The organism is Sphingobacterium lumbrici (assembly GCF_006476045.1).
Taxonomy (GTDB): domain Bacteria; phylum Bacteroidota; class Bacteroidia; order Sphingobacteriales; family Sphingobacteriaceae; genus Sphingobacterium; species Sphingobacterium lumbrici.
Genome location: NZ_SRZY01000030.1, coordinates 29,351 through 51,751, shown reverse-complemented (window position 1 = coordinate 51,751; position 22,401 = coordinate 29,351). Strand labels below are relative to the sequence as shown.

General features: G+C 39.5%; 18 protein-coding genes and 4 tRNA genes. 17 read left to right on the top strand and 5 right to left on the bottom strand.

Annotated elements, in window-relative coordinates; genetic code table 11:
• The first annotated feature begins 18 nt into the window (after window positions 1-18).
• From E4F24_RS12085 to E4F24_RS12035, 11 genes are all read left to right on the top strand, one after another.
• Complete coding sequence (locus E4F24_RS12085) at window positions 19-1,287, top strand: MFS transporter (RefSeq protein ID WP_140939122.1); 1,269 nt, start codon at window positions 19-21, stop codon at window positions 1,285-1,287.
• 26 nt (window positions 1,288-1,313) lie between these two features.
• The gene (gene xylA / locus E4F24_RS12080) at window positions 1,314-2,642 is read left to right on the top strand and encodes a xylose isomerase (RefSeq protein ID WP_140939120.1); all 1,329 of its coding nucleotides are present in this window, start codon (window positions 1,314-1,316) and stop codon (window positions 2,640-2,642) included.
• Between the two features lie 101 nt (window positions 2,643-2,743).
• On the top strand, window positions 2,744-3,493 hold the full coding sequence (locus E4F24_RS12075; RefSeq protein ID WP_140939118.1) for a UDP-2,3-diacylglucosamine diphosphatase: 750 nt from the start codon (window positions 2,744-2,746) through the stop codon (window positions 3,491-3,493).
• Between the two features lie 55 nt (window positions 3,494-3,548).
• Entirely contained in the window at window positions 3,549-3,878 is a 330-nt protein-coding gene (locus E4F24_RS12070) for a DMT family transporter (RefSeq protein WP_140939115.1), read from the top strand.
• A gap of 80 nt (window positions 3,879-3,958) precedes the next feature.
• Complete coding sequence (gene prfA / locus E4F24_RS12065) at window positions 3,959-5,032, top strand: peptide chain release factor 1 (RefSeq protein WP_140939113.1); 1,074 nt, start codon at window positions 3,959-3,961, stop codon at window positions 5,030-5,032.
• A 73-nt stretch (window positions 5,033-5,105) separates the two neighbouring features.
• Window positions 5,106-5,179: transfer RNA gene (locus E4F24_RS12060), tRNA-Asp, on the top strand.
• A 60-nt stretch (window positions 5,180-5,239) separates the two neighbouring features.
• Window positions 5,240-5,313, top strand: a tRNA-Asp gene (locus E4F24_RS12055).
• A gap of 27 nt (window positions 5,314-5,340) precedes the next feature.
• Window positions 5,341-5,414: transfer RNA gene (locus E4F24_RS12050), tRNA-Asp, on the top strand.
• Between the two features lie 87 nt (window positions 5,415-5,501).
• A complete protein-coding gene (locus E4F24_RS12045) occupies window positions 5,502-7,658 on the top strand; it encodes a prolyl oligopeptidase family serine peptidase (protein WP_140939111.1) in 2,157 nt (718 codons plus the stop codon).
• Between the two features lie 110 nt (window positions 7,659-7,768).
• Window positions 7,769-8,341: a Crp/Fnr family transcriptional regulator gene (locus E4F24_RS12040; RefSeq protein ID WP_140939109.1), complete on the top strand. Its 573-nt coding sequence runs from the start codon at window positions 7,769-7,771 to the stop codon at window positions 8,339-8,341.
• Window positions 8,342-8,436: 95 nt separating this feature from the next.
• Window positions 8,437-9,798: a DUF3943 domain-containing protein gene (locus E4F24_RS12035; RefSeq protein WP_140939108.1), complete on the top strand. Its 1,362-nt coding sequence runs from the start codon at window positions 8,437-8,439 to the stop codon at window positions 9,796-9,798.
• A gap of 115 nt (window positions 9,799-9,913) precedes the next feature.
• Here E4F24_RS12035 and E4F24_RS12030 read toward each other — a convergent pair whose 3' ends face one another.
• Together E4F24_RS12030 and E4F24_RS12025 are read right to left on the bottom strand one after the other, a co-directional pair.
• Entirely contained in the window at window positions 9,914-11,248 is a 1,335-nt protein-coding gene (locus E4F24_RS12030) for a trigger factor (protein ID WP_140939106.1), read from the bottom strand.
• 75 nt (window positions 11,249-11,323) lie between these two features.
• A tRNA-Leu gene (locus E4F24_RS12025) sits at window positions 11,324-11,405 on the bottom strand.
• Between the two features lie 197 nt (window positions 11,406-11,602).
• Here E4F24_RS12025 and E4F24_RS12020 point away from each other — a divergent pair.
• From E4F24_RS12020 to E4F24_RS12000, 5 genes are all read left to right on the top strand, one after another.
• Window positions 11,603-12,172, top strand: a complete 570-nt coding sequence (locus E4F24_RS12020; RefSeq protein WP_235891221.1) for a hypothetical protein — start codon at window positions 11,603-11,605, stop codon at window positions 12,170-12,172.
• Window positions 12,172-12,474, top strand: coding sequence for a winged helix-turn-helix domain-containing protein (locus E4F24_RS12015; protein WP_140939102.1), 303 nt, complete (start codon window positions 12,172-12,174; stop codon window positions 12,472-12,474). Before E4F24_RS12020 ends, E4F24_RS12015 begins: the two co-directional genes overlap by 1 nt.
• 75 nt (window positions 12,475-12,549) lie before the next feature.
• A complete protein-coding gene (locus tag E4F24_RS12010) occupies window positions 12,550-13,014 on the top strand; it encodes a Coq4 family protein (protein ID WP_216629170.1) in 465 nt (154 codons plus the stop codon).
• 6 nt (window positions 13,015-13,020) lie between these two features.
• Window positions 13,021-14,511 (top strand): cell envelope integrity protein CreD, encoded by a 1,491-nt coding sequence (gene creD, locus E4F24_RS12005; protein WP_235891220.1) that lies wholly within the window; start codon window positions 13,021-13,023, stop codon window positions 14,509-14,511.
• Window positions 14,512-14,640: 129 nt separating this feature from the next.
• The gene (locus E4F24_RS12000; RefSeq protein WP_235891219.1) at window positions 14,641-16,740 is read left to right on the top strand and encodes a S9 family peptidase; all 2,100 of its coding nucleotides are present in this window, start codon (window positions 14,641-14,643) and stop codon (window positions 16,738-16,740) included.
• A 55-nt stretch (window positions 16,741-16,795) separates the two neighbouring features.
• On the opposite strand, the gene E4F24_RS11995 is transcribed toward E4F24_RS12000, so the two are convergent.
• The 3 genes from E4F24_RS11995 to E4F24_RS11985 form a co-directional block, all read right to left on the bottom strand.
• On the bottom strand, window positions 16,796-17,743 hold the full coding sequence (locus E4F24_RS11995; protein WP_140939097.1) for an MlaD family protein: 948 nt from the start codon (window positions 17,741-17,743) through the stop codon (window positions 16,796-16,798).
• A gap of 54 nt (window positions 17,744-17,797) precedes the next feature.
• Window positions 17,798-18,592 (bottom strand): N-acetylmuramoyl-L-alanine amidase family protein, encoded by a 795-nt coding sequence (locus E4F24_RS11990; RefSeq protein WP_140939247.1) that lies wholly within the window; start codon window positions 18,590-18,592, stop codon window positions 17,798-17,800.
• A gap of 136 nt (window positions 18,593-18,728) precedes the next feature.
• The gene (locus E4F24_RS11985) at window positions 18,729-19,583 is read right to left on the bottom strand and encodes an N-acetylmuramoyl-L-alanine amidase family protein (protein WP_140939095.1); all 855 of its coding nucleotides are present in this window, start codon (window positions 19,581-19,583) and stop codon (window positions 18,729-18,731) included.
• Between the two features lie 210 nt (window positions 19,584-19,793).
• On the opposite strand from E4F24_RS11985, the gene E4F24_RS11980 reads away from it, so the two are divergent.
• A complete protein-coding gene (locus E4F24_RS11980; protein WP_235891218.1) occupies window positions 19,794-22,397 on the top strand; it encodes a putative LPS assembly protein LptD in 2,604 nt (867 codons plus the stop codon).
• Window positions 22,398-22,401 lie beyond the last annotated feature (4 nt).

The following is a 22,401-nucleotide window of genomic DNA, read 5'->3' as shown; positions in this document are numbered from 1 at the left end:
AAACTAAAAACCAAATATATGTCTAACATTCAAACCACTAAATTATTCTGGGCAAGCTGCCTGGCTTTACTCGTAACCTCGCTTTCTTTCGGTATTCGTGCCGGGATGATGAATCAGCTTGGTATCGATTTTCAGTTAAATGCAACACAATTGGGCACCATTACTGCAACAGCATTCTGGGGATTCCCATTAGCGATTGTTGTCGGAGGATTTATTGTAGATGCTATTGGGATGAAACGCTTACTGGTTTTGGCCTTTGTTTTTCATCTTGCAGGTATTGTACTTACTATTTTTGCACAAGGGTACTGGACGCTGTTTTTCTCGACTTTGCTCATTGGTATTGCAAACGGAACTGTAGAAGCGGCATGTAATCCTCTTGTCGCGGCTTTGTATCCTAAAAACAAAACTACACGCTTGAATTATTTCCATCTATGGTTCCCGGGCGGTATTGTAATCGGAACCTTGCTGGTTACCTTTTTCATCCATGTAGGTCTGGGTTGGAAAATACAGGTTGCCATGATGCTTATCCCGACTATAATTTACGGGTATCTGTTTTCGAAACTCGATTTTCCGGTTACAGAAAGGGTTTCTTCGGGTTATTCAAACGCCGATATGTACAAAGCCGTATTCTCGCCTTTATTTATCTTTATGTTTATATGTATGTTCGGAACAGCTATTACTGAATTGTTTACCGGACAATGGATAGGCCTCCTTCTTAAAAATGTAACAGATAATGCTATTTTACTACTGACGCTTACCACCGGGATTATGGTTATCGGACGTGGCTTTGCGGAGCCTGTTGTTCACCGCCTGGCTCCGCAGGGTGTATTGCTGCTTTCTGCGATATTTGCAGCTGCCGGACTGTATATGCTGAGCACGATGACGGGCAATTCTATCTTTTTTGCAGCAGTTATTTTTGGAATAGGTGTTTGTTATTTCTGGCCTACCATGATCGGCTTTGTTGCTGAAAATATTCCCAAATCAGGTGCATTAGGGTTAAATCTGATGGGGGGTGCCGGGATGTTTGCTGTTTCCATTTATACCATTTTTATGGGTGGTTTTTACGATGACCTCATCGTTAAACACTTACCTGCAGATGCTACTCTCGATGCGTATTCAAAAGCACCGGAAGGATCGACAGCTTCGCTCGCCCTGGCTCAAGCTAAAAACTTGGCCGGACCTGAAGTATTGCAGGCTACATTAGTCATTCCTATTGTGCTGATCGTAGCTTTCGGTGGACTGGTGATTTATATGCGGTCAAAAAGAGCTAAACAAGTTGTTAATTAATCATCGAACAAATAATACTATATTATATGACAAAGGCTAGTGCTGAAAGCGAATATTTTAAAGGAATTGAAAAAATTAAATTTGAAGGTTTAGGAACTGACAATCCGCTTGCTTTTAGGTGGTATGATCCTGAAAGGATGGTTGCGGGGAAGACCTTAAAAGATCACCTGCGCTTTGCAGGTGCATACTGGCATTCGTTCTGTGGAAATGGAGGAGATCCATTTGGCGGTGCGACACATATTTTCCCATGGGATGTTCAAGATGATCCGATAGCACGTGCAAAGGATAAGATGGATGCCGCATTTGAATTTCTGACTAAGATGGATATTCCTTATTACTGTTTTCATGATACCGATGTAGTAGATCATGGCAATGATATCAAAGAAAATGAGCGAAGGATGCAGGTCATGGTGGATTATGCTAAAGTAAAGCAGCAGGAAACCGGGATAAAGTTATTGTGGGGAACTGCTAATTTGTTTTCGCACAGGCGATATATGAACGGCGCTGCTACAAATCCTGATTTCCATGTACTGACCCACGGTGCCGCACAGGTAAAGACAGCCCTGGATGCAACCATCCAGCTTGGAGGAGAGAATTATGTGTTCTGGGGTGGACGCGAAGGCTATATGTCTTTGCTCAACACGGATATGAAGCGCGAACAGGAACATCTGGCCAGATTTCTGCATACAGCGAAGGATTACGCCCGTAAGAATGGTTTTAAAGGAACGTTTTTCATCGAGCCTAAACCTTGTGAGCCGACAAAGCATCAGTACGATTACGATTCGGCAACGGTACTTGGCTTTCTTCAGAAATATGACCTGCTGAATGACTTTAAACTCAACTTGGAAGTGAACCATGCAACACTTGCAGGGCATACTTTTCAGCATGAGCTTCAGGTTGCCGCAGATGCCGGAATGCTTGGGTCTATAGATGCTAACAGAGGTGATTACCAAAATGGTTGGGATACCGATCAATTTCCAAATAATATCAATGAGATTGTAGAGTCTATGCTGATTATTCACGGAAGTGGTGGTTTGCAAGGTGGTGGTATTAATTTTGATGCGAAGATCCGCAGAAACTCGACCGATCCGGCTGATCTGTTCTATGCCCATATCGGTGGAATGGATATGTTTGCGCGTGCTCTCATTATAGCTGACCAAATCCTGGAAGGCTCAGAATATAAAAAGATAAGGACGGAAAGGTATGTGTCTTTTGATAGTGGTAAAGGAAAGGAATTTGAAGCCGGGAAACTGAGCTTGGAAGACCTGCGTGAATATGCAATAGAGCACGGTGAACCTGAAGTACGAAGCGGAAGACAGGAGTATTTAGAAAACCTGATCAATAGATATATTTGATAAATATGAAAGAGGGCGCAGTGTGCGCCCTCTTTTGTTAGTGATCTCCTTCTGCTATTCCAAAGTTTGAAAATTCGCGGCAATTGCCTAGCTTCGCAAAGATGTCTATTCGTAATCACATATATTTTGCTTCAGATTTTCATTTAGGATCATATCCGTATGAATCTTCTAAACAAAGGGAACGTTCCATTGTCTCCTGGCTGGATTCGATTAAGTCTGATGCGGCAGAATTATATTTGGTGGGTGATATTTTTGATTTTTGGTTTGAATATGCCACAGTTGTTCCCAAAGGCTATATTCGGTTTTTGGGTAAGCTGGCGGAGCTGGCCGATCTGGGTGTTAAAATCACGCTGTTTAAGGGCAACCACGACATGTGGATGTTCGGCTATTTAGAACAGGAATTAGGTGCTACTATTATTTCGGATGAATTGGAATTAAACCTCAACGGAAAAAGTTTCTATATTCATCACGGTGATGGATTAGGCCCCGGCGACCACAACTATAAGTTTCTGAAAAAAATATTTCGAAGCAAGGCTTGTCAATGGCTTTTTGCTCGGCTTCATCCAAATTTGGGGATTGGAATAGCACAGCGTTGGTCTAAACACAGCAGAGCCGCAAGCAGCGCAGAAGAGAAGTTCCTTGGAGAGGAAAACGAATGGCTTATTCAGTATGGGAAAGAGTTGCTTACAAAAAAGCATTACGATTACCTGATTTTTGGACATCGCCATTTTCCATATAACATTAAATTGGGTAACAATACGCAAATAATTAATTTAGGCGAGTGGATCAACTATTTAACGTATGCGGTATGGGATGGTGAAGAATTACGATTGATGAATTACGAGAAGTAGTGAGAAAGCAATTCGTAATTCGTAATTAACAAACGAATTTGTAATTAAATATGCTATGAATTGGATTATACTGATTATTGCTGGATTATTTGAAGTCGGTTTTACAACATGCCTTGGTAAAGCTAAAGAAAGTTCCGGTGCAATAATGTACCTGTGGTACGGAGGGTTTATTATCTCCCTGTTTGTCAGCATGGCTTTATTGATAAAGGCGACACAAACATTGCCGCTAGGTACAGCGTATGCTATATGGACGGGGATTGGTGCTGTAGGAACGGTATTGATGGGGATCATCTTTTTTAAAGAGCCTGCGGACTTCTGGCGAGTGTTTTTTATTTTTACATTAATAGCTTCGATCGTGGGGCTTAAAGTTGTTTCAAGCCATTAGAAATTACTTCTTTCTATAACATAAATTTTAAGTACTTTTGTACTCCCTAATGGGCTTATATGCCCCCTAGTTAAAGTATTATGTTAGAAAAATTACAAGCCATTAAAGAACGATGGGAAGAGGTGGAAGCTGAATTAAGCAACCCGGAAACCATCAACGATATGAAGCGTTTTGCTAAATTAAATAAGGAATATAAAGACCTCGGCAAAATCGTAGATCAATACCATATCTATAGAAACATTGTTAGCAATATCGATACGAATAAAGATATCCTCTCCAACGAAAAAGACCAGGAACTTCGGGAGATGGCAAAAGAAGAGCAGGATCTTCTTTTTGTTCAAAAGGAAGAAAAAGAAGAGGAGATACGATTGATGCTTATTCCTAAGGATCCGGAAGATGCTAAAAACGCGATAATTGAAATCCGTGGCGGTACAGGAGGTGATGAAGCTGCTTTATTTGCCGGTGACCTATACCGTATGTATACACGGTTCTTCGAGACTAAAGGATGGCGAAATGAAGTAATGGATGTAACAGAAGGAACTTCTGGTGGTTACAAAGAGGTGATTTTGAAGGTAATTGGTGAAGATGTTTACGGCCAGCTAAAATATGAATCAGGCGTGCACCGTGTACAACGTGTTCCGGACACCGAAACACAGGGTCGTGTGCATACTTCCGCTGCTTCTGTTGCGGTTTTACCCGAAGCTGAAGAAGTAGACGTGGAGATCAACCCGGCTGATGTCGAGTTGCAGACTTCCCGTTCCGGAGGAGCAGGTGGACAGAATGTCAACAAAGTAGAAACTAAAGTGCAATTGACGCATAAGCCTTCTGGTATTGTAGTCGTATGTCAGGTGGAACGTTCGCAATTAGCGAACCGTGAACTGGCAATGGAAATGCTTCGTACCAAACTTTATGAAATCGAACTGAATAAAAAGAATGGCGATATTGCAGCTCGGAGGAAGACATTGGTTTCGACGGGCGATCGTTCTGCAAAAATCCGGACCTATAATTTTCCCCAAGGAAGATTTACAGAGCATAGAATTGGATTGACAACATACAATTTGCCGGCTATTTTGGATGGTGATATTCAGGATATTATCGATGCATTACAGTTTGCTGAGAACGCGGAAAAGATGAAAGACGGTACCGTAGACTAAGATTTTTTTAAAAAAATTTAGGTTTATTAGAAAATAGCGCTATATTTGCACACCTTCTAACAAGAAGGGTTGAGGTCTGGTAGTTCAGCTGGTTAGAATACATGCCTGTCACGCATGGGGTCGCGGGTTCGAGTCCCGTCCAGACCGCTTCAAAAAAGAGAAAGATTTAGCTTTCAAACGTTCTTAAAAAAGATTAAAAGGATTTTAGGTCTGGTAGTTCAGCTGGTTAGAATACATGCCTGTCACGCATGGGGTCGCGGGTTCGAGTCCCGTCCAGACCGCTAATTTCTTTTTAAAATTCAATCTTAGGTCTGGTAGTTCAGCTGGTTAGAATACATGCCTGTCACGCATGGGGTCGCGGGTTCGAGTCCCGTCCAGACCGCTTCAAAAAAGGATATCCACGTGTGGGTATCCTTTTTTTTGTTATATCCTAAAAAAACTTCTATCTTGTCGTATTAAGTATTAGAATATGAATAAATCATTTAGTATTATGTTATTGTCAGTATTGACGGTCGTGGGATGCGGACAGCAGGGGCAAAAAAGGATCGAAGCGAACAAAGAAATTAATCTGAAACCATATCCAAAGACAGAAAAAGTAGATGTAAAGGATAGCTACTTTGGAACAGATGTAGAAGATCCGTATCGTTGGCTAGAGGATGATTTATCTGATGAAACAAAACAATGGGTAACCGCCCAAAATGAAGTAACACAAGATTATTTAGGACAGATTCCATTCCGTGATGCTATTTATAAGCGCTTGGAAAGTTTGTGGAACTATGAGAAGGTGGGGGCACCGAACAGGGAGGGTGACTATATCTATTTTTATAAAAATGACGGACTCCAGAATCAATATGTGCTCTGGCGTAAAAAAGGCGATAACGGAAAGGAGGAGATTTTTCTGGATCCTAATAAATTCTCGGCGGATGGGACTACATCGCTGGCAGGTATTTCTTTTAGTAAGGATGGCTCCCTGGTCGCTTATCAGATATCTGAAGGTGGCTCAGATTGGAGGAAAGTCATTATTTTGAACACGTCAGATAAATCGGTGATCGGCGATACATTAATTGATGTTAAATTTTCCGGGCTGGCTTGGAAGGGCAATGAGGGTATTTATTATTCAAGTTACGATAAGCCAAAAGATGGCTCTGCTCTATCAGCTATGACCGATCAGCACAAACTGTATTTCCATAGGTTGAATACGGCACAATCGACAGATGAATTGGTTTTTGGAGGGAATAAGCTTGCCAGAAGGTATATAGGAGCCAGTCTGACGGAGGATGAACGCTTTTTGGTTGTTTCAGCGGCAAATACAACTTCCGGAAATGAGTTGTATATAAAGGATTTATCAAACCCGAATGCAACTTTTGTAACTGTGGTGGGTAATATGGAGAAAAATCATTACGTTGTCGATAATGAGGGGGATAAACTGTTTATTTATACCGAGTTGAATGCTTCTAATGGACGAATAGTGACGGTTGATTTTTCTAATCCGGCGACAGCAAACTGGAAGGATTTAATTGCTGAAACAGAACAAGTGCTTTCTCCATCGATAGGAGGGGGTAAGATTTTTGCTACTTACCTTAAAGATGCTACATCTCAAGTCAAACAATTTGACCGTAACGGTAATTTAGAACGTGAGATCGAATTACCCGGTGTTGGAACAGCGGCTGGTTTTGGTGCTAAAAGAACGGATACAATGTTGTATTACTCGTTTGCCAATTATGTGAATCCGGGTACGATCTATAAGTATGAGCTTGCTTCTGGTCGTTCGGAAGTGTATAAAGAATCGCAGATTAAGTTCGATCCTTCACAATACGAATCGAAACAGGTGTTTTATACCTCTAAAGATGGCACGAAGGTGCCCATGATTATTACTTATAAGAAGGGTATTCAATTAGACGGTACCAACCCTACGATGTTGTACGGATACGGTGGTTTTAATATCAGTTTGACACCTTCCTTTAACACGAGCAATATCGTATTATTGGAACAAGGTGGTGTATATGCGGTAGCGAATTTGCGTGGTGGAGGTGAATATGGTGAAAATTGGCATGTAGCGGGTACCAAGCTCCAGAAGCAGAATGTGTTTGATGATTTTATTGCAGCGGCAGAATACCTTATTCAGGAAAAATATACATCTTCCGACAGGTTGGCTATTTCGGGGGGATCGAATGGTGGACTGTTAGTGGGAGCATGTATGACGCAAAGACCGGAGTTATTTAAAGTAGCATTTCCTGCGGTGGGAGTGTTGGATATGCTTCGGTATCATAAATTTACGGCCGGAGCGGGATGGGCATTTGACTATGGAACAGCGGACGATAATAAAGATATGTTTGCCTGTTTGCATGGGTATTCACCATATCATACGTTAAAGCCAAATACAACCTATCCGGCTACTATGGTGATGACAGCAGACCATGACGACCGTGTTGTACCGGCTCATTCGTTTAAATTTGCAGCACGCCTGCAAGAATATCATACAGGATCGAATCCGGTTCTGATTCGTATTGATACCAAGGCAGGACATGGTGCAGGTAAATCTACCGCTATGGTCATTGCCGAACAAGTGGATAAATGGGCTTTTATGCTTCAAAATATGGGAGTTGGATACAAAGAAATCAAATAGAAAGCAGTTGATCCTACATAGAGATGAAAAGCCGGTAAAATCACATTTACCGGTTTTTTTTGTTTTAGGATGAAATTGTTTTAGTGCCTGAAAATTGATATTTTGCATCTATGGTTGATAAATTAATTTCTCATATTAATGGGATATGTCTTTTGACGGAGGAAGAGGGCGAAATCGTAAAGGAACTGGTTCGAGAGAAGAATGTCCCACGTAAACATTTCGTACATAGGGCGGGAGAAATAGCACAGTATTCGGCTTTTGTGCTGGAAGGTTGCCTACGCTCTTATACCATCGACCAAAATGGATTCGAGCATATTTTACAATTCGCTCCCGAAAATTGGTGGATTTCAGATATGTACAGTTTTGTGAAACAAAGGCCAAGTGAATTGAACATCGATGCTTTATTGGATTCAAAAGTATTGATTTTAAGTCGGGATTGTCAATTACATATTTTCGATCGGATTCCGAAACTTGAACGCTATTTCCGAATATTAACCGAAAACGCATTGGCCAGTAGTAACCACAGAACGTTGGACTACCTGAGCCTTCCCGCGAAGGTGCGTTATCAAAAATTTTGCGACCTATACCCTACATTAATTAATACATTGCCACAGAAGCAAATCGCTTCCTATATTGGCATTACACCTGAATTTCTGAGTAAATTACGAGGTGACAAAAGTTAGATCGATTAAACGTTGTTTCTATTGTGGATAAATTGTTTTTACTTCTGTTTTTTTGCTACCATTCCGTATCTTTCGCACAGCACATTGTGGATCCTATGTCACCGGATCAAGGAAAGAGGCAGAGTGATATACCGACTAATTATTCTATTCAGGATACGTTTACTAAAAATATAGACCCTATTCGACCAAAACATTTTTGGCGGGCTGGTGCAGAGTGGTTTTTAGCACAGGCTATTCCGGCATCGTTCAATAGATTTATTACACGCGATCCATATTCGTATATTTCGTTTCAAAATTTTATCGATCACCAGCGTATCAGTGCCTGGGACTGGGATGATAATCAATTCACGACCAATCAAATCGATCATCCCTATCACGGACAATTGTATTTTAATGCGTTTCGAAGTAATGGGTATAACTTTTACCAATCAAGTGTGGCCACTGTGCTGGGTTCGTATATGTGGGAAACAGCAGCTGAAACACAACATCCCTCCATTAATGATTTGGTAAATACAACTTTCGGAGGAATTATTTTGGGAGAAATGACACACCGGGTTTCGCGGAATATATTGGCGAGGGGGAAATATGGGAATCGAATCGGGAATGAGATTGTTGCTTTGCTTGTCAATCCTGTTAATGGTCTTAATCGATTATTAGATGGTAAATGGGGAAAAGTAGACGATTACAACTCAGTAGACTCTTCCGTTATCAGTGCCGAAGTAGATGCAGGCTTACGGCGACACGATGCCAAGGAAGGAGATTTCTTAACAAAAGGGAAAAATACATTTTATGCCCGGTTACGCTTTAAATACAGTAATGGGGCTCATAATTATAAAAGACCTTTCGATCAGTTTTATGTTAATTTCGAAGTAGGGGATGGTGATAGCACGTTTATCAATGCCGTGAATGTATATGCGCTATTGTATGGTGCCGAATTCTTTAAAAGTAGGAAAAGTAGCCATTTTGGAACGTTAAATGCAAATTATGATTTCTATAATAATGATGCGTTCTTTTATGGAGCTCAAAGTATTAATTATAATTGGGTCTCAGAATTTCGATATAGGAAAAACAACAGACTCAATATGAGCGCCGGGGCTGGTGCTGTCGTGTTGGCAGCTGTTCCTGATCCCTACCTGCTGTATGGCGAAAGTCGGAATTATAATTACGGTTCGGGTTTAAGTTATCGCTACCGTGGTGAATTGAGCGTATTGAATCGACTGATGCTCACGGCGGATTATAACGGCGGAGTATTCTATACCATTAGTGGTAATGACTCGCACTATGTACTGCATGCTGGTACAATAGAAGCGAGTCTTCGACTTTTTAATCGATTCTCACTGAATGCCAGTTCAGGATATTTCTCATTACAAGGGAATTTTGATGACCCACAATATGATGATTTTCATCGTGAATTTCCATTTGGCCGCATTTCTATTGGTTATAATATTCAGTTTTAGGGGGTGATTTAAAAAATAGGGGATAATAAAAATGCCCCCAAAAGCTTCTAACTTTCTTGGGGGCATTATACTGTGTTAACCTCTTGTACCTGTATATGAGTCGAAATAAATTCGGCTATTTGTCTAGCTTTTCGAATTTATCATAATCGATTTTTTTCGATTTGATTTTAACTGTTGATTTCAACTTGTCAAATACCTTTAACGCTTTTACTTCTTCAAATAAGCGATTTGCTTGCTCTCTATCAGACAATAATTGAAGTGCAAACTGACCTAATTGCTCATCGGTAGGTTCTTCGTTCATGTTGTACATCTTGATTTGCGCATAGATACGTTCTTTAGCTAAATTAATAACTTCATCGTATTTTACCTCAAGATTATTGGCTGTTACCACACGGTTTTCAATGATCGTCCATTTCAAATTGCTAACAAAGTCAGCAAAGCCTTCTTCAATTTCTTGCTCAGAAAGATTTGGATTAGTTGCTTTTAACCATTTTTTTAAGAACGTTTCCGGAAATTTAGTGTTTGCTTTATCCATTCCAAAAGTATACATATCGTTACGCAACTTTTGTGCTGAATTTTGTTTGAATAAGCTTTCTACTTCTTCTGTGACTTTCGCATTAAATTGTTCTTCTGTCGTTACTTCGCCGGCAGGGAATAATTTGTCAAAGAATTCTTGATTTAAATCAGATTCTTCAAGACGGTTGATGTTTTGAACAGTCAGTTCAAATTTTGTGACATCTAGATTCCCGGCTTCTTCTTCTGTTACACCCAAAATGCGAGCTAAGTCAGATACCTTAAATGCTTTTTTTACATCTATCTTCACTGTGTCTTCTTTTTTAAGACCCGCTAACGATTTTTTGATCTTAGCATCTTCGATGATGTCTGTGCGGATAGAAGTTGTTTTTTCAATTCCTTCTTCTTTATCTTGTTTTAAAGCGGCGTATAAGACATCTCCCTCTTCAGAAACTTCAGGATTTGTCATTTTACCATAGCTGCGGCGTAAGTTTTTGATACGCTCTTGTAAGGTAGCTTCGTCGGCTTTGATATCGTATTCTATAAATTCAGTTTCTGCTGTAAAAGGGATATCAAATTCCGGCGCTAAACCAATTTCATAGTTGAATTTGAAAGTGTCTTTAAAATCCCAGTTGTAAGTGACCTCAGCATCTTCTTCTTTTGGAAGAGGTTGGCCTAATACTTCTAATTTTTGTTCACCGATATATTCAGAGATTTTATCATTGATAATGCGATTGACCTCATCAAATAAAATGGATTTACCAAAGGTGCGTCTAATATGACTAGTTGGTACTAATCCAGGGCGGAATCCAGGTAATTTTGCTTTTTTTGCTTGATCTTTGATAGCTTTGTCAACCGTGGGGTTATAATCTTCTGGCGTTAACTCAACTATAATGTTAGCGTTGATGTCATCAATTTTTTGGTGTGAAATATTCATACTCTTCTTTAGCGTTATTTTTCGCATTATAATAAAAAATCCTCCCGATGTCTTTGTGTTCGGGAGGATATCAAGTGCGGAAGAAGGGACTCGAACCCCCACGCCTTGCGGCGCCAGATCCTAAGTCTGGTGCGGCTACCAATTACGCCACTTCCGCAGTTAGGATTTCTTTTGTGCCACAAAGATAGAAACGTTTACTATATCTGTCAAGTCTTTTTTTGATTTTTTTTCAAAAAAAAATAATTTATGAAAATTATGTTGTGTAAGTCGTTATTATTCTTTTACTTTGTTTTTCAAAGTACTTTTATGGATCAACGGGACATTATAAAAGAAATAGGACAAATTCGCTCAATTATGGAAAAATCGAGCAAATTCATTTCTATTAGCGGCCTATCAGGCGTGCTTATTGGTACTTACGCAATAATTGGAGCTGCACTGGGCTATATAACAGTATATGGTTTTAGAAGTCAATTTGGATATCGCGATTACTTTGTTACTGACGAGCATATTATTTTTAAGCTACTGCTCATTGCCTTAACAGTTTTACTGATTTCTATTATTACGGGTGTGTTAATGGCCAAACGTAAGGCCAAACGAGTAAATCAATCGATTTGGAATGTCAGCAGCCGTTCGTTGCTATTTGCACTGGCTGTTCCACTGATGGCGGGAGGAATATTTTCGCTGATTGTATTTGCCAGAGGATACTACGGATTAATAGCATCTTCCTTATTGATTTTTTACGGATTAGCATTAACTGCTGCAAGTACCTATACATTTAAGGAGGTAAAATGGCTCGGTATTTTTGAAATCATATTAGGTCTTCTGGCACTTTGTTTTCCGGGTTATGGCTTCTGGTTTTGGACTTTCGGTTTCGGAGTGTTGCATATTATTTATGGTTTGATAGTCTATAAAAGATACGAATAGTGAGTTTGGATTTTTCATTATATGACAAGGTGTTGGAGAACAGGATACGTCTTCAGATCATGAGCGTATTGGTCGCAAATGAGGAATACGACTTTAATTCATTGAAGGATTTGTTGGATGTAACCGATGGAAATCTGGCATCTAATCTGAAAAGTTTGGAAAAAGAAGGGTATCTAACCGTATTCAAGAGTTTCGTTGATCGAAAACCCAATACGCGTTACCGCAGGACGGAAAAAGGACAACGATCTTTTGAAAACCACTTAAAAGCTTTAGAAAATTTAATAAAACAACAATACAAATAATTTTTTTAACTATATACTTTGAAATTCAAAGTTCTTTTAAATTGTTAATATATGGGAGGTTTACGTTTGAAATTTATGTTACACCTATACGGATGGTCGTCACGAGTGTATGCCAATACGTTTAAAATCAATAAGAAAGCGTGGGGAATAACTACGACCGAGTTCTCATTTTATCCAGAGGGCACGTTGGGAAAGGCGTTAGGTGATTTTTATTCGCGCAATGATTTTGATGTGATGCCTAAGTTAGAAAATCACGATGTATTTCATATCCTTACGGATACGGACACGAAAATTCAAGACGAGATTGCCATGCAATATCTCTTGTTGGGCAATGGGAAATTGAGTGTATACTTGTTTGCAATGATTTTTATTGGCGGATTCATTTTCCCGGAATATTTTTCGTCTTACATGCAGGCCTTTAAAAAGGGAAGAAACATGGCTCCTTTTTACGAAATCGAATTTAAAGTGCTTCTGCATCGTTCTGTTGACGAACTGCGCGCTTCTTTGACGTTAAAAACAAACTTAATTACAATAAAATAAATTAATATGGAAACTACATCACACAACATGCCTCCGCAATTACCTCCAAATGAACCTCCGTTTTGGGAAAGGGTGTTTAATTCTGTTCTCTTGAAACTGGGTGTTATTTTTTTTCTCATTCTACTGCTACTTTTACCAATGTCGTTGGTAGATGATCTCATTAGAGAAAGGAAATATAGAGAGCAAGATGTCACCGCAGAAATTTCTTCCAAATGGGGAAGAGAACAAGTGATTTCGAGCCCGGTACTTGCTATACCTTATGACTATGTGCGTGAAACTACTGAAAGAGATGAAAAAGGGAACGAGAATACGATAAAAAGTATACAGCAGGATTGGCTATTTTTATTGCCGAATCAAGTTAATATCAAGACGAATGTGACCCCTGAATATTTGAAAAGAGGGATCTATCAATCTGTTGTGTATAATGCTCAGATTGAAATGGAAGGAGATTTTTCAGGACTTGAACCGGAGAAACTGGGAATGGATCTTACGAGTGTGCGTTGGAACGACGCAAAACTGGTTTTTGGTATCCGTGATCTCAAGGGGCTGCTGAGTTCTCCAACATTAACCTGGGATACTACGGTAATGGAAATAGGAACGTTCGAGAAAACGTTGCAACTTTTCGAAAGCAATCTGGTGGCCAATGTTTCGCTGTCGTCAATAATGGATACGAAAAAGTCTTTCGCGATAAAAATGGATTTAAGAGGTTCCAAGTCGTTGAATTATTTCCCCCTGGCGAATCAAACTTCTATTTACGTTGCAGGAAAATGGAATAATCCGAGTTTTAACGGCGGATATTTGCCCGAGGATCGGAATGTAGAAGCTAATCAATTTCAAGCGACTTGGCAAATACCAAGTTTCAGCAGAAGTCTGCCTGCACAATGGGTGGGGAACCCCGGTCGCCTGTATTCTTTTTCAGGCATCGATTTAACTGAAAACAGATATTCTACCCCAGACGATGTAACGCCCGAAATAAATCCATCTGGAAATACGCCATCGTCTTTTGCCAAATCATCCGATGCGGATATGGTGCAAATCAATTTCTTACCCGAAGTAAATAATTATCAGAAGACAACGCGGGTCGCTAAATATGGTATATTAGTCATCATCCTCACTTTTGCATCCTTATTCTTTACGGAAATGATTAAAAAGCAGCGTATCCATATTATCCAATATATATTAATTGGTGTGTCTATGGTATTATTCTATTCGTTATTGTTAGCGATTTCTGAATATTTAAATTTTAACACCGCATATATTTTGGCTGCTGTTGCCACCGTTGGATTGATTGCTTCTTTTATTAAGTCGATCACAAAAGATTTAAAAATAGCATTGCTTTTTACCGGAATTCTGAGCTTGTTTTACGGATTTATATTTGTTTTAATGCAATTACGTGACTATTCTTTAATTGTAGGAACTATCGGGATATTTATTATTCTAGCGGTATTGATGCGCGTGTCGACCCGAATAAATTGGTATCAATTTGATCGAAAATAAAATGTGATGGGTACGAAATGGTGTTATATAAAAATGTACTTAACCGTGCTGTGGATCATGCAGAGGAGGTACAGATGATGTGATAAAAACCATCAGTTTTTGTTATCTTGCGGCTTTAATAAAACGGTTATGATGAGAAAGAGTTCTATTCTGGTGTTTACACTGCTGTTGAGTTCATCAACATTTGCACAGCGTACCCCGGAAAAAACAATTGATAAATCCCTTATTACCCATAGGATGCAAAGTTTAGGCAAAGAAGTCATGAGTCCTGAAAGATTGTGGGAACTGGGGCGTGTGTCTGCGGAAGGATTAACCCCCGATGGCACCCAGCTGATTTATGGGGTTTCAAACTACAACTTTGATGAAAATAAATTAGAGAAGAATCTCTTCGTAGTACCGGTAAAAGGAGGGAGTCCTGTTCAGTTTACTTCCGAGGCTGGAGGAGAGTCGCTGCTACATATAGAAGACAATGGTGATGCAATTTATTCCTACAAAGGTCAATTGTGGCGTAAAAATATCAAAGGAGGTGAAGCAGTACAATTAACGGATGTTGAAGGTGGATTGGAGAATGTGAAGTTTTCGCCCGATGGAAAGCATATCCTCTTTAGCAAGTCGGTGCTAATAAATAAGAATCACAGTGTAGACAAATATGCAGATTTGTCTAAATCGAATGTGTATATCTATGACGATTTGGACTATAGGCATTGGGATTCATTCAATGATGGACGTTTTAATCACCCTTTTGTGGCGAGTTATGATCAGGGTAAGATTGGCGAAGCAATAGACTTGTTGGCAGACGAACCGTATTATAGTCCACAGGCTCCGTTTGGAGGAGCTGAAGATTTCGCATGGTCGCCTGACGGGAAGTCGGTTTTATACGTATGTAAAAAGAAATTCGGAAAGGATTATGCGCAAAGTACAAATACCGATATCTATCGTTACGATCTGATTTCGAAAAGGACAACAAACCTTACTGAAGGAATGAACGGCTACGATACCAACCCGATGTATAACGCAGATGGACGGATGTTGGCTTGGCTGAGCATGAAAACCGACGGATACGAGGCAGATAAGAATGATATTATCCTTTGGGATGCTGATGCAGATAGCAAGTTGAATTTGACCGCACATTGGGACGGAACCATCAATTCGTTTACATGGAGTAAAGATAATCGTAAGATTTATTTTGTAGCACCAGTAAAGGGTACGGTACAATTGTTTGAAGTCGAAATTCCGACTAACCTTAAGAGCAGAGCGCTGTCTAAGATTCAGCAGATCTCAGAAGGGCAGTTTGATATTACAGGAATTGTAGGAGAAACAAAGGAGGGTTTAGTGGTTACGTCTACTACGTTAACGCAAGCAACGGAAGTGTATCTGTATCATCTTAAATCTAAAAAATTGAATCCGATCACCAAAGTGAACGATGAAGCGTATGCACAAATTGCTCCTACGAAAGTGGAGGGCCGGTTCACAAAAGCTTCGGACGGGCAAGACCTGTTTTCCTGGGTTATTTATCCTCCGGATTTCGATCCCACTAAGAAATACCCTACGCTATTATTTTGTCAGGGAGGACCTCAATCCGCAACAACGCAATCGTACTCTTTTCGTTGGAATTTTCAACTAATGGCTTCACAGGGATACATTGTTATCGCACCTAATCGTCGGGGTATGCCGGGTTGGGGGGTGAAATGGAATGAAGATATCAGCAAAGATTGGGGCGGACAATCTATTCGTGATTACCTGTCGGCGATTGATGATCTGGCGACGGAACCTTATGTAGACAACGAGCGTATAGGCGCGGTGGGAGCGAGTTACGGAGGCTATTCAGTTTTTATGCTGGCAGGTGTACATGAGGGGCGCTTCAAATCGTTTATTTCGCATTGCGGATTGTTTGATATGACTTCATGGTATGGCACTACAGAAGAATTGTTTTTTGCTAACCATGATTTAGGTGGACCATACTGGGATAAAGCAAATGAGAAAACATATACGGCGTTCAATCCTATTAATCATGTAGACAAATGGGATACACCACTATTAATTTTTCAGGGAGGAAAGGATTATCGCGTTCCGATCGGGCAAGGTTTGGAAGCTTTTCAGGCGGCAAAATTGAAAGGTGTCAAAAGTAGACTGGTCTATCTGCCGGAAGAAAATCACTGGGTTCTTTCAGGGCATAATGCTCAGGTATGGCAACGTGAATTTTTTGGATGGTTGAAAGAAACGCTGTAAAATAGCAACAAAAAAAGAATCCCGATTTGAGTGCTCAAATCGGGATTCTTTTTTATTATTTTGTGTCCTTTTTACCAAAGATTGAAATCTTTAGGTATTTACCCGGATTATTTTTGACATCTTCAACCAATTGGTCTAAATTTTCGGAAGCATTATTTAGATTGTTGTACAGTTGGTCATCGTTGACCAATAGCCCAATTGAGCCTTCTCCGTTATTAATCTTGTCCGTTATAGCCTGGACATCTTTCACCGCCTTATTTGCATGATCGATAGTAGCTTTGATTTCGGTCTTCGCTAAATCATCTGAAAAATTATCCAGATTAGATAATATGGAATTGAGTTTACTGTTATTGTTTTTGAAATTACCTGTAATTGACTCCAGATTTTGCATAATTTTGGCTAGCCTAATTCGTTCAGATCCAACTAACCCTTCTACTTCACTTGTGATCTTTTCCATATTATTCAAAGAGATAGAGATACTGCTTAAGCTGCTTTTGAAATCTCGTTGAAATTCGTCATCTAATGCGGTATTGACTGCTGATAATACCGAATCCAGTTTGACGACTAAATTTTCGATCTTTTTTTGAAGGGGTTCCACCTTTTCCATCAAATTGGCTTGTACATCTGAAAGGAGCGGATCTCCACTTTTTGCAAATGTCTTACTATTTCCCAGATCGAAAACAATAGCCTTGCTTCCCAACAAATCAGCACTTATGATACGTGCTACAGTATTGGATGGAATATTATAGTCATCGTTGATCTTGAATTCAGTTCTTATTTTACCATTAGTCAACAGATTCATTTTTGAAACACGACCGATCTGATACCCATTTACCATTACAGGCTTGGATACCGTCAGTCCGTCTACATTGTCGTAGTCGGTATAATAGATGCTTTCACTGCTGAAAACATCATTTCCTTTGAGAAAACTATATCCAATGAATAAAAGAGCAATGGCTATTGCTGTAAGGGCACCTACTTTTGTTTCGTTTGATATTTTCAAAATGATATGTTTTAGGGAACTCTAATACGTCAGTATACGAAAATAGTAAATTATTTATTTTTCGACGGATGTTTTGTAAGTTTTAATAGCATTAAAAAGATTTTCGACAATTTCTCGTTGCCCAGCGGATGACATCATAAATTCTTCTTCACTTGGATTGCTGATAAAACCGATCTCCGTTAATACTGCTGGCATACCAGCCGTAGCTAATACGGCAAGCCCCTGTTCTTTCACACCACGGTTGGTACGCGACGAACTTGAAAATTCATTCTGCATATACGTAGCCAATTTAATGCTTTGATCTCGAAATTGTCTTTTCATCAATTTGAACACGATATAACTGGACGGATCATTGGGGTCGAATCCATTATAGTTGTCCTGATAATTTTCTTCGGATAAGATGGAGGCATTTTCGCGAATAGCCACATCTTGCTGATCCATTCTGTTGAAACCACATACCAGTGTTTCCGTTCCCTTTGCGGACGTGTTCAATACAGATGTCGTCACGTATCGGCCTTTTGAATTCTTAACCCTGCGGGTAGTCGCACCTCCAGAATTACAATGTACAGAAATAAATAGGTCAGCTTTATGTTTATTGGCTAATGCCGGACGCTCGTATAGTTTGGGATACACATCTGTCGTACGGGTGTAGATAACTTTTATACCGGGTAAGTCTTCTTCTATTCGCTTTCCAAGCTTTAATACCACTTGCAGGGCAATATCCTTCTCTTTTGATTTTCTGCCGACCGCACCCGGGTCATTGCCACCGTGACCGGCATCAAGGACAATGGTTTTCATTTTATATTCCATACCTCCCGATGAAATAGGCTCGGAGTACCTGCTGGGCATCCACGCGGTGACCAATATGAATACGGATAGTAGTATGGCTGTGCTTGCTGAATGCGATATGTTTTTTCTATGGTAATTTTTCAATGTCAGTATTATTTTAGATTTTAGCTACTTCCCCGTTGAGGTAGTAAGGTCGTTATTTTTTATTTGCAGTTTTGAACGTTTTGATAGCCTGAAAAAGGTTCGTTACGATTTCGTGTTGTCCATTTTGAGACAGCATATAAGCTTCTTCATCAGGACTACTTATGAATCCGATTTCTGTCAATACAGCCGGCATCCCTGCTTTGGATAAAACAGCAAGCCCTTGTTCCTTAACACCCCGATTGCCACGGGAGGATTTACTATATTCGTGCTGCATGAGCGATGCTAATTTAATGCTTTGATCTCTAAATTGTCTTTTCATCAATTTGAATACAATATAACTTGAGGGATCTTTGGGATCAAAGCCTTGATAATTTTCTTCGTAGTTGTCTTCTAACAATATATCTGCATTTTCACGGATGGCTACATCTTGTTCATTGATTCGATGGAAACCCAATACCAATGTTTCGGTGCCTGTTACACCCGGATTACGTTTGACGGAATTGACTAATCGCCCTTGTCTATTCTTAACACGAATATCCCGATCCGCTGAATTAGCATGTATAGATATAAAAATATCAGCGTGGTTTTTATTGGCAATATCTGTCCTTTTATAGAATTCAACATCGATATCTGTGGAACGAGTCAAAATAACTTTTACCTCAGGGATACTGTCTTCTAACATTTTTTTTAGTTTTTTGGATACGTCTAAAACGATGTCTTTTTCAACAGATTGTCTGCCTTTTGCCCCGGGTTTATTTCCTCCATGGCCTGGATCTATAACCACAACGAAACTGTTTTTTGGAGGGTCGATGTCACTTTTATTTGGATGAAAAGCTGTAAAAATGAGGGTTATAAAACAAAGTGCTACGGCTAAACTTAATTTTTTAACATTATTTATAAACTTCATCTGTATAATATTTTACAAATTTGTCGTTGTAGTTTCATTGATGATGTGCGACAACGATAAATTGAATAATGGAACATGCGAAAAATACTAGTTTTTTCTAACTGTTTTTTGACTAATTTTGCCAACAACAGTTTAAATTTACCACAAAAATAATATTCGTAATTCATTTTGAAGGCGTTAACTTGTATTTTATTTTATTTTATTTTCCTTTTGTTAGGATCTTATTCCGTCATCGGACAAGTCGTAACACCAAATACCGCCAACAACGTGCAAGATACAAGTTTAATTGTGCAGGACACCAGTAAAAATAACTTGCGGACTTCCTCTGGTAAAGATACTGTTATGATGAAGGATGAAAGTGGGTTAGAAACGGTAGTGACTATCGTGGCGAATGACTCCTCCTGGAATGAGGTCAGCAAAAATATCGTCCATTTATACAAGGGTGCGAAAGTAAAATACCAAGACTTTGAGCTGTCTGCGGATTATATCCGTTTAGATCGCAATAATAACCTGCTATATGCAAGTGGTGCAACAGATCACAATGGTAAGTACGTGGGGAGACCTGTGGTTTTGTTTCCAAATGATACCCCTAAAGCTGTAGATTCTTTGATGTATAATTATAAAACACAAGAAGGTAAGACCTTTGGTGTAATGACAGAGGTGGATGGCGGTTTTATTCAAGCACGTGCAGTTCGTAAAAATTTGTATGATGAGATGTCTATCTATCGCGGCTTATACAGTACCTGTGACCTTCCGGAGCCACATACCCACTTCGGTATTCATATAAGTAAAGGCTTGATTCTCGATAAACAGATTATAGCCGGTCCCTCTTACTTGGTTGTACAAGGTATCCCCATTAAATTTGTAGCAATTCCTTTTGGTTTCTTTCCGAAGCAGGACAAAAAATCTTCCGGATTTTTATTTCCGTCTTTTGGTGAGGATGCAGCGAGGGGATTTGCTTTACGTGATCTGGGTTGGTATTTGACATTTAATGATTATTGGGACACCGAATTTAGAGGAAGCTTTTATTCCAAAGGATCGTGGGAGGCTTCTATGCGGACCAACTACATGGTGAATTATAAATATAGCGGTGGTTTTAATCTACGCTATGCCTGGACCAAGACGGGGGTTGAAGGTGCTGATAATTATGGTACCAATAAGGATTTTAACGTGACCTGGAATCATACGCAACGTCAAGAGGCTAATCCCGGGACTTCTTTTTCAGCATCCGTTAATTTTGGTACTGGTTCATATTTTCAAAATACCGGCGCAAATAGTACGTACAACTATGACCAGCTGACCCGTAATAACATGTCTTCTTCAATCAGTTACGGTAGAGTTTTTGCAGATGGTAAAGTTAATTTTACGTCCAGTTTGAGTCATCGTCAAGATATGACTTCCGGTAAAGTGGATTTGGAGCTACCTACTTTTAGTTTAAATGTGGCCACTTTCAATCCGTTTGAATCTAAAGATCATGTAGGTGAACAGAAGTGGTATCAGCGTATTACGGTGGGATATAGTTTGCAGGGAAGAAATACCATCTCTACGGGAGATTCGACCTTGTTTAAGAAAGAATCTTTAAAACGTTTTGTAAATGGATTCCAACATAGTGTACCCGTTAGTTTGAGTTTGAACGCGTTTAAACATTTCCAATTTAATACGTCGATGAATTATACGGAAAGATGGTACCTTCAGACCGTTCGAAATGGTTTGGAAAATACAATTAACGGATTTGAAACTGTAAGAGATACGATTCAAGGATTTAGAAGGGCGTATGATTATTCTTTCTCGAGCGGACTTTCTACCAAAGTATATGGTATGTATCCCAAAATTGGTAAAGTAGAAGCCATACGTCATGTAGTAACACCATCTGTGAATTTTAACTACCGCCCCGATTTTTCTGATCCGATGTATGGTTTTTATAAATCTTATATTGATGAGAGCGGTAGACTAAGAAACTATTCCATTTTTGAAGGCGGGATTTACGGTTCTCCTTCATCAGGACAATCGGCAGGAATAGGATTTTCTGTAGATAACAATATCGAAGCAAAAGTTAGAACACAGAATGATACTACTGGTAAAGGATTTAAGAAAGTCCCGATTATACAGGGGTTAACGTTCAGCGGGAACTACAATTTCGCAGCCGATTCGTTGAAACTTTCGACGATCAGTTTTTCAGGAAGAACCTCTTTATTTAATCAGAAGATAAATTTGAATTTTAACGGATCATTTGACCCTTATCAGCTTGATCAACGGGGACAACGTTACAATCGGTTTACTATTGAGGATGGTAAGCTCGCACGTCTTACCAATTTTGGTTTGTCTTTTGACTATACTTTTAATCCCGATGCTTCAAAAAGCAGAAACGATAATCTTGATTCCCTTCGCAATAAAATGCCTGCCATGACGCAAGAACAGGCCGATGCTTTAGCCCGGATAAGCACGGATCCAAATGCCTTTGTAGACTTTAATATTCCCTGGAATTTGGCCGGATCTTTCAGTTTTCAGTATACCCGTGGATTTGATGCAGTGGAACGTAAAGAAACGGGAAACTATACAGCTACGGTAAATTTGCATGGTGATTTTAATGTGACACCGAAATGGAAGGTGCAATTCAATAGCGGATACGATTTTAGGCAAATGGAAGTTTCTTTGACACAGTTTTCTATTTATCGTGATCTTCACTGTTGGGACATGTCCTTTGGTTGGGTGCCTTTTGGTAGATATCAAAGTTATAATGTAACCATTCGAGCTAAAGCCAGTATTCTGCAAGATCTTAAATTGACGAAGCGAAACAGTCATTATAATTATTAATATT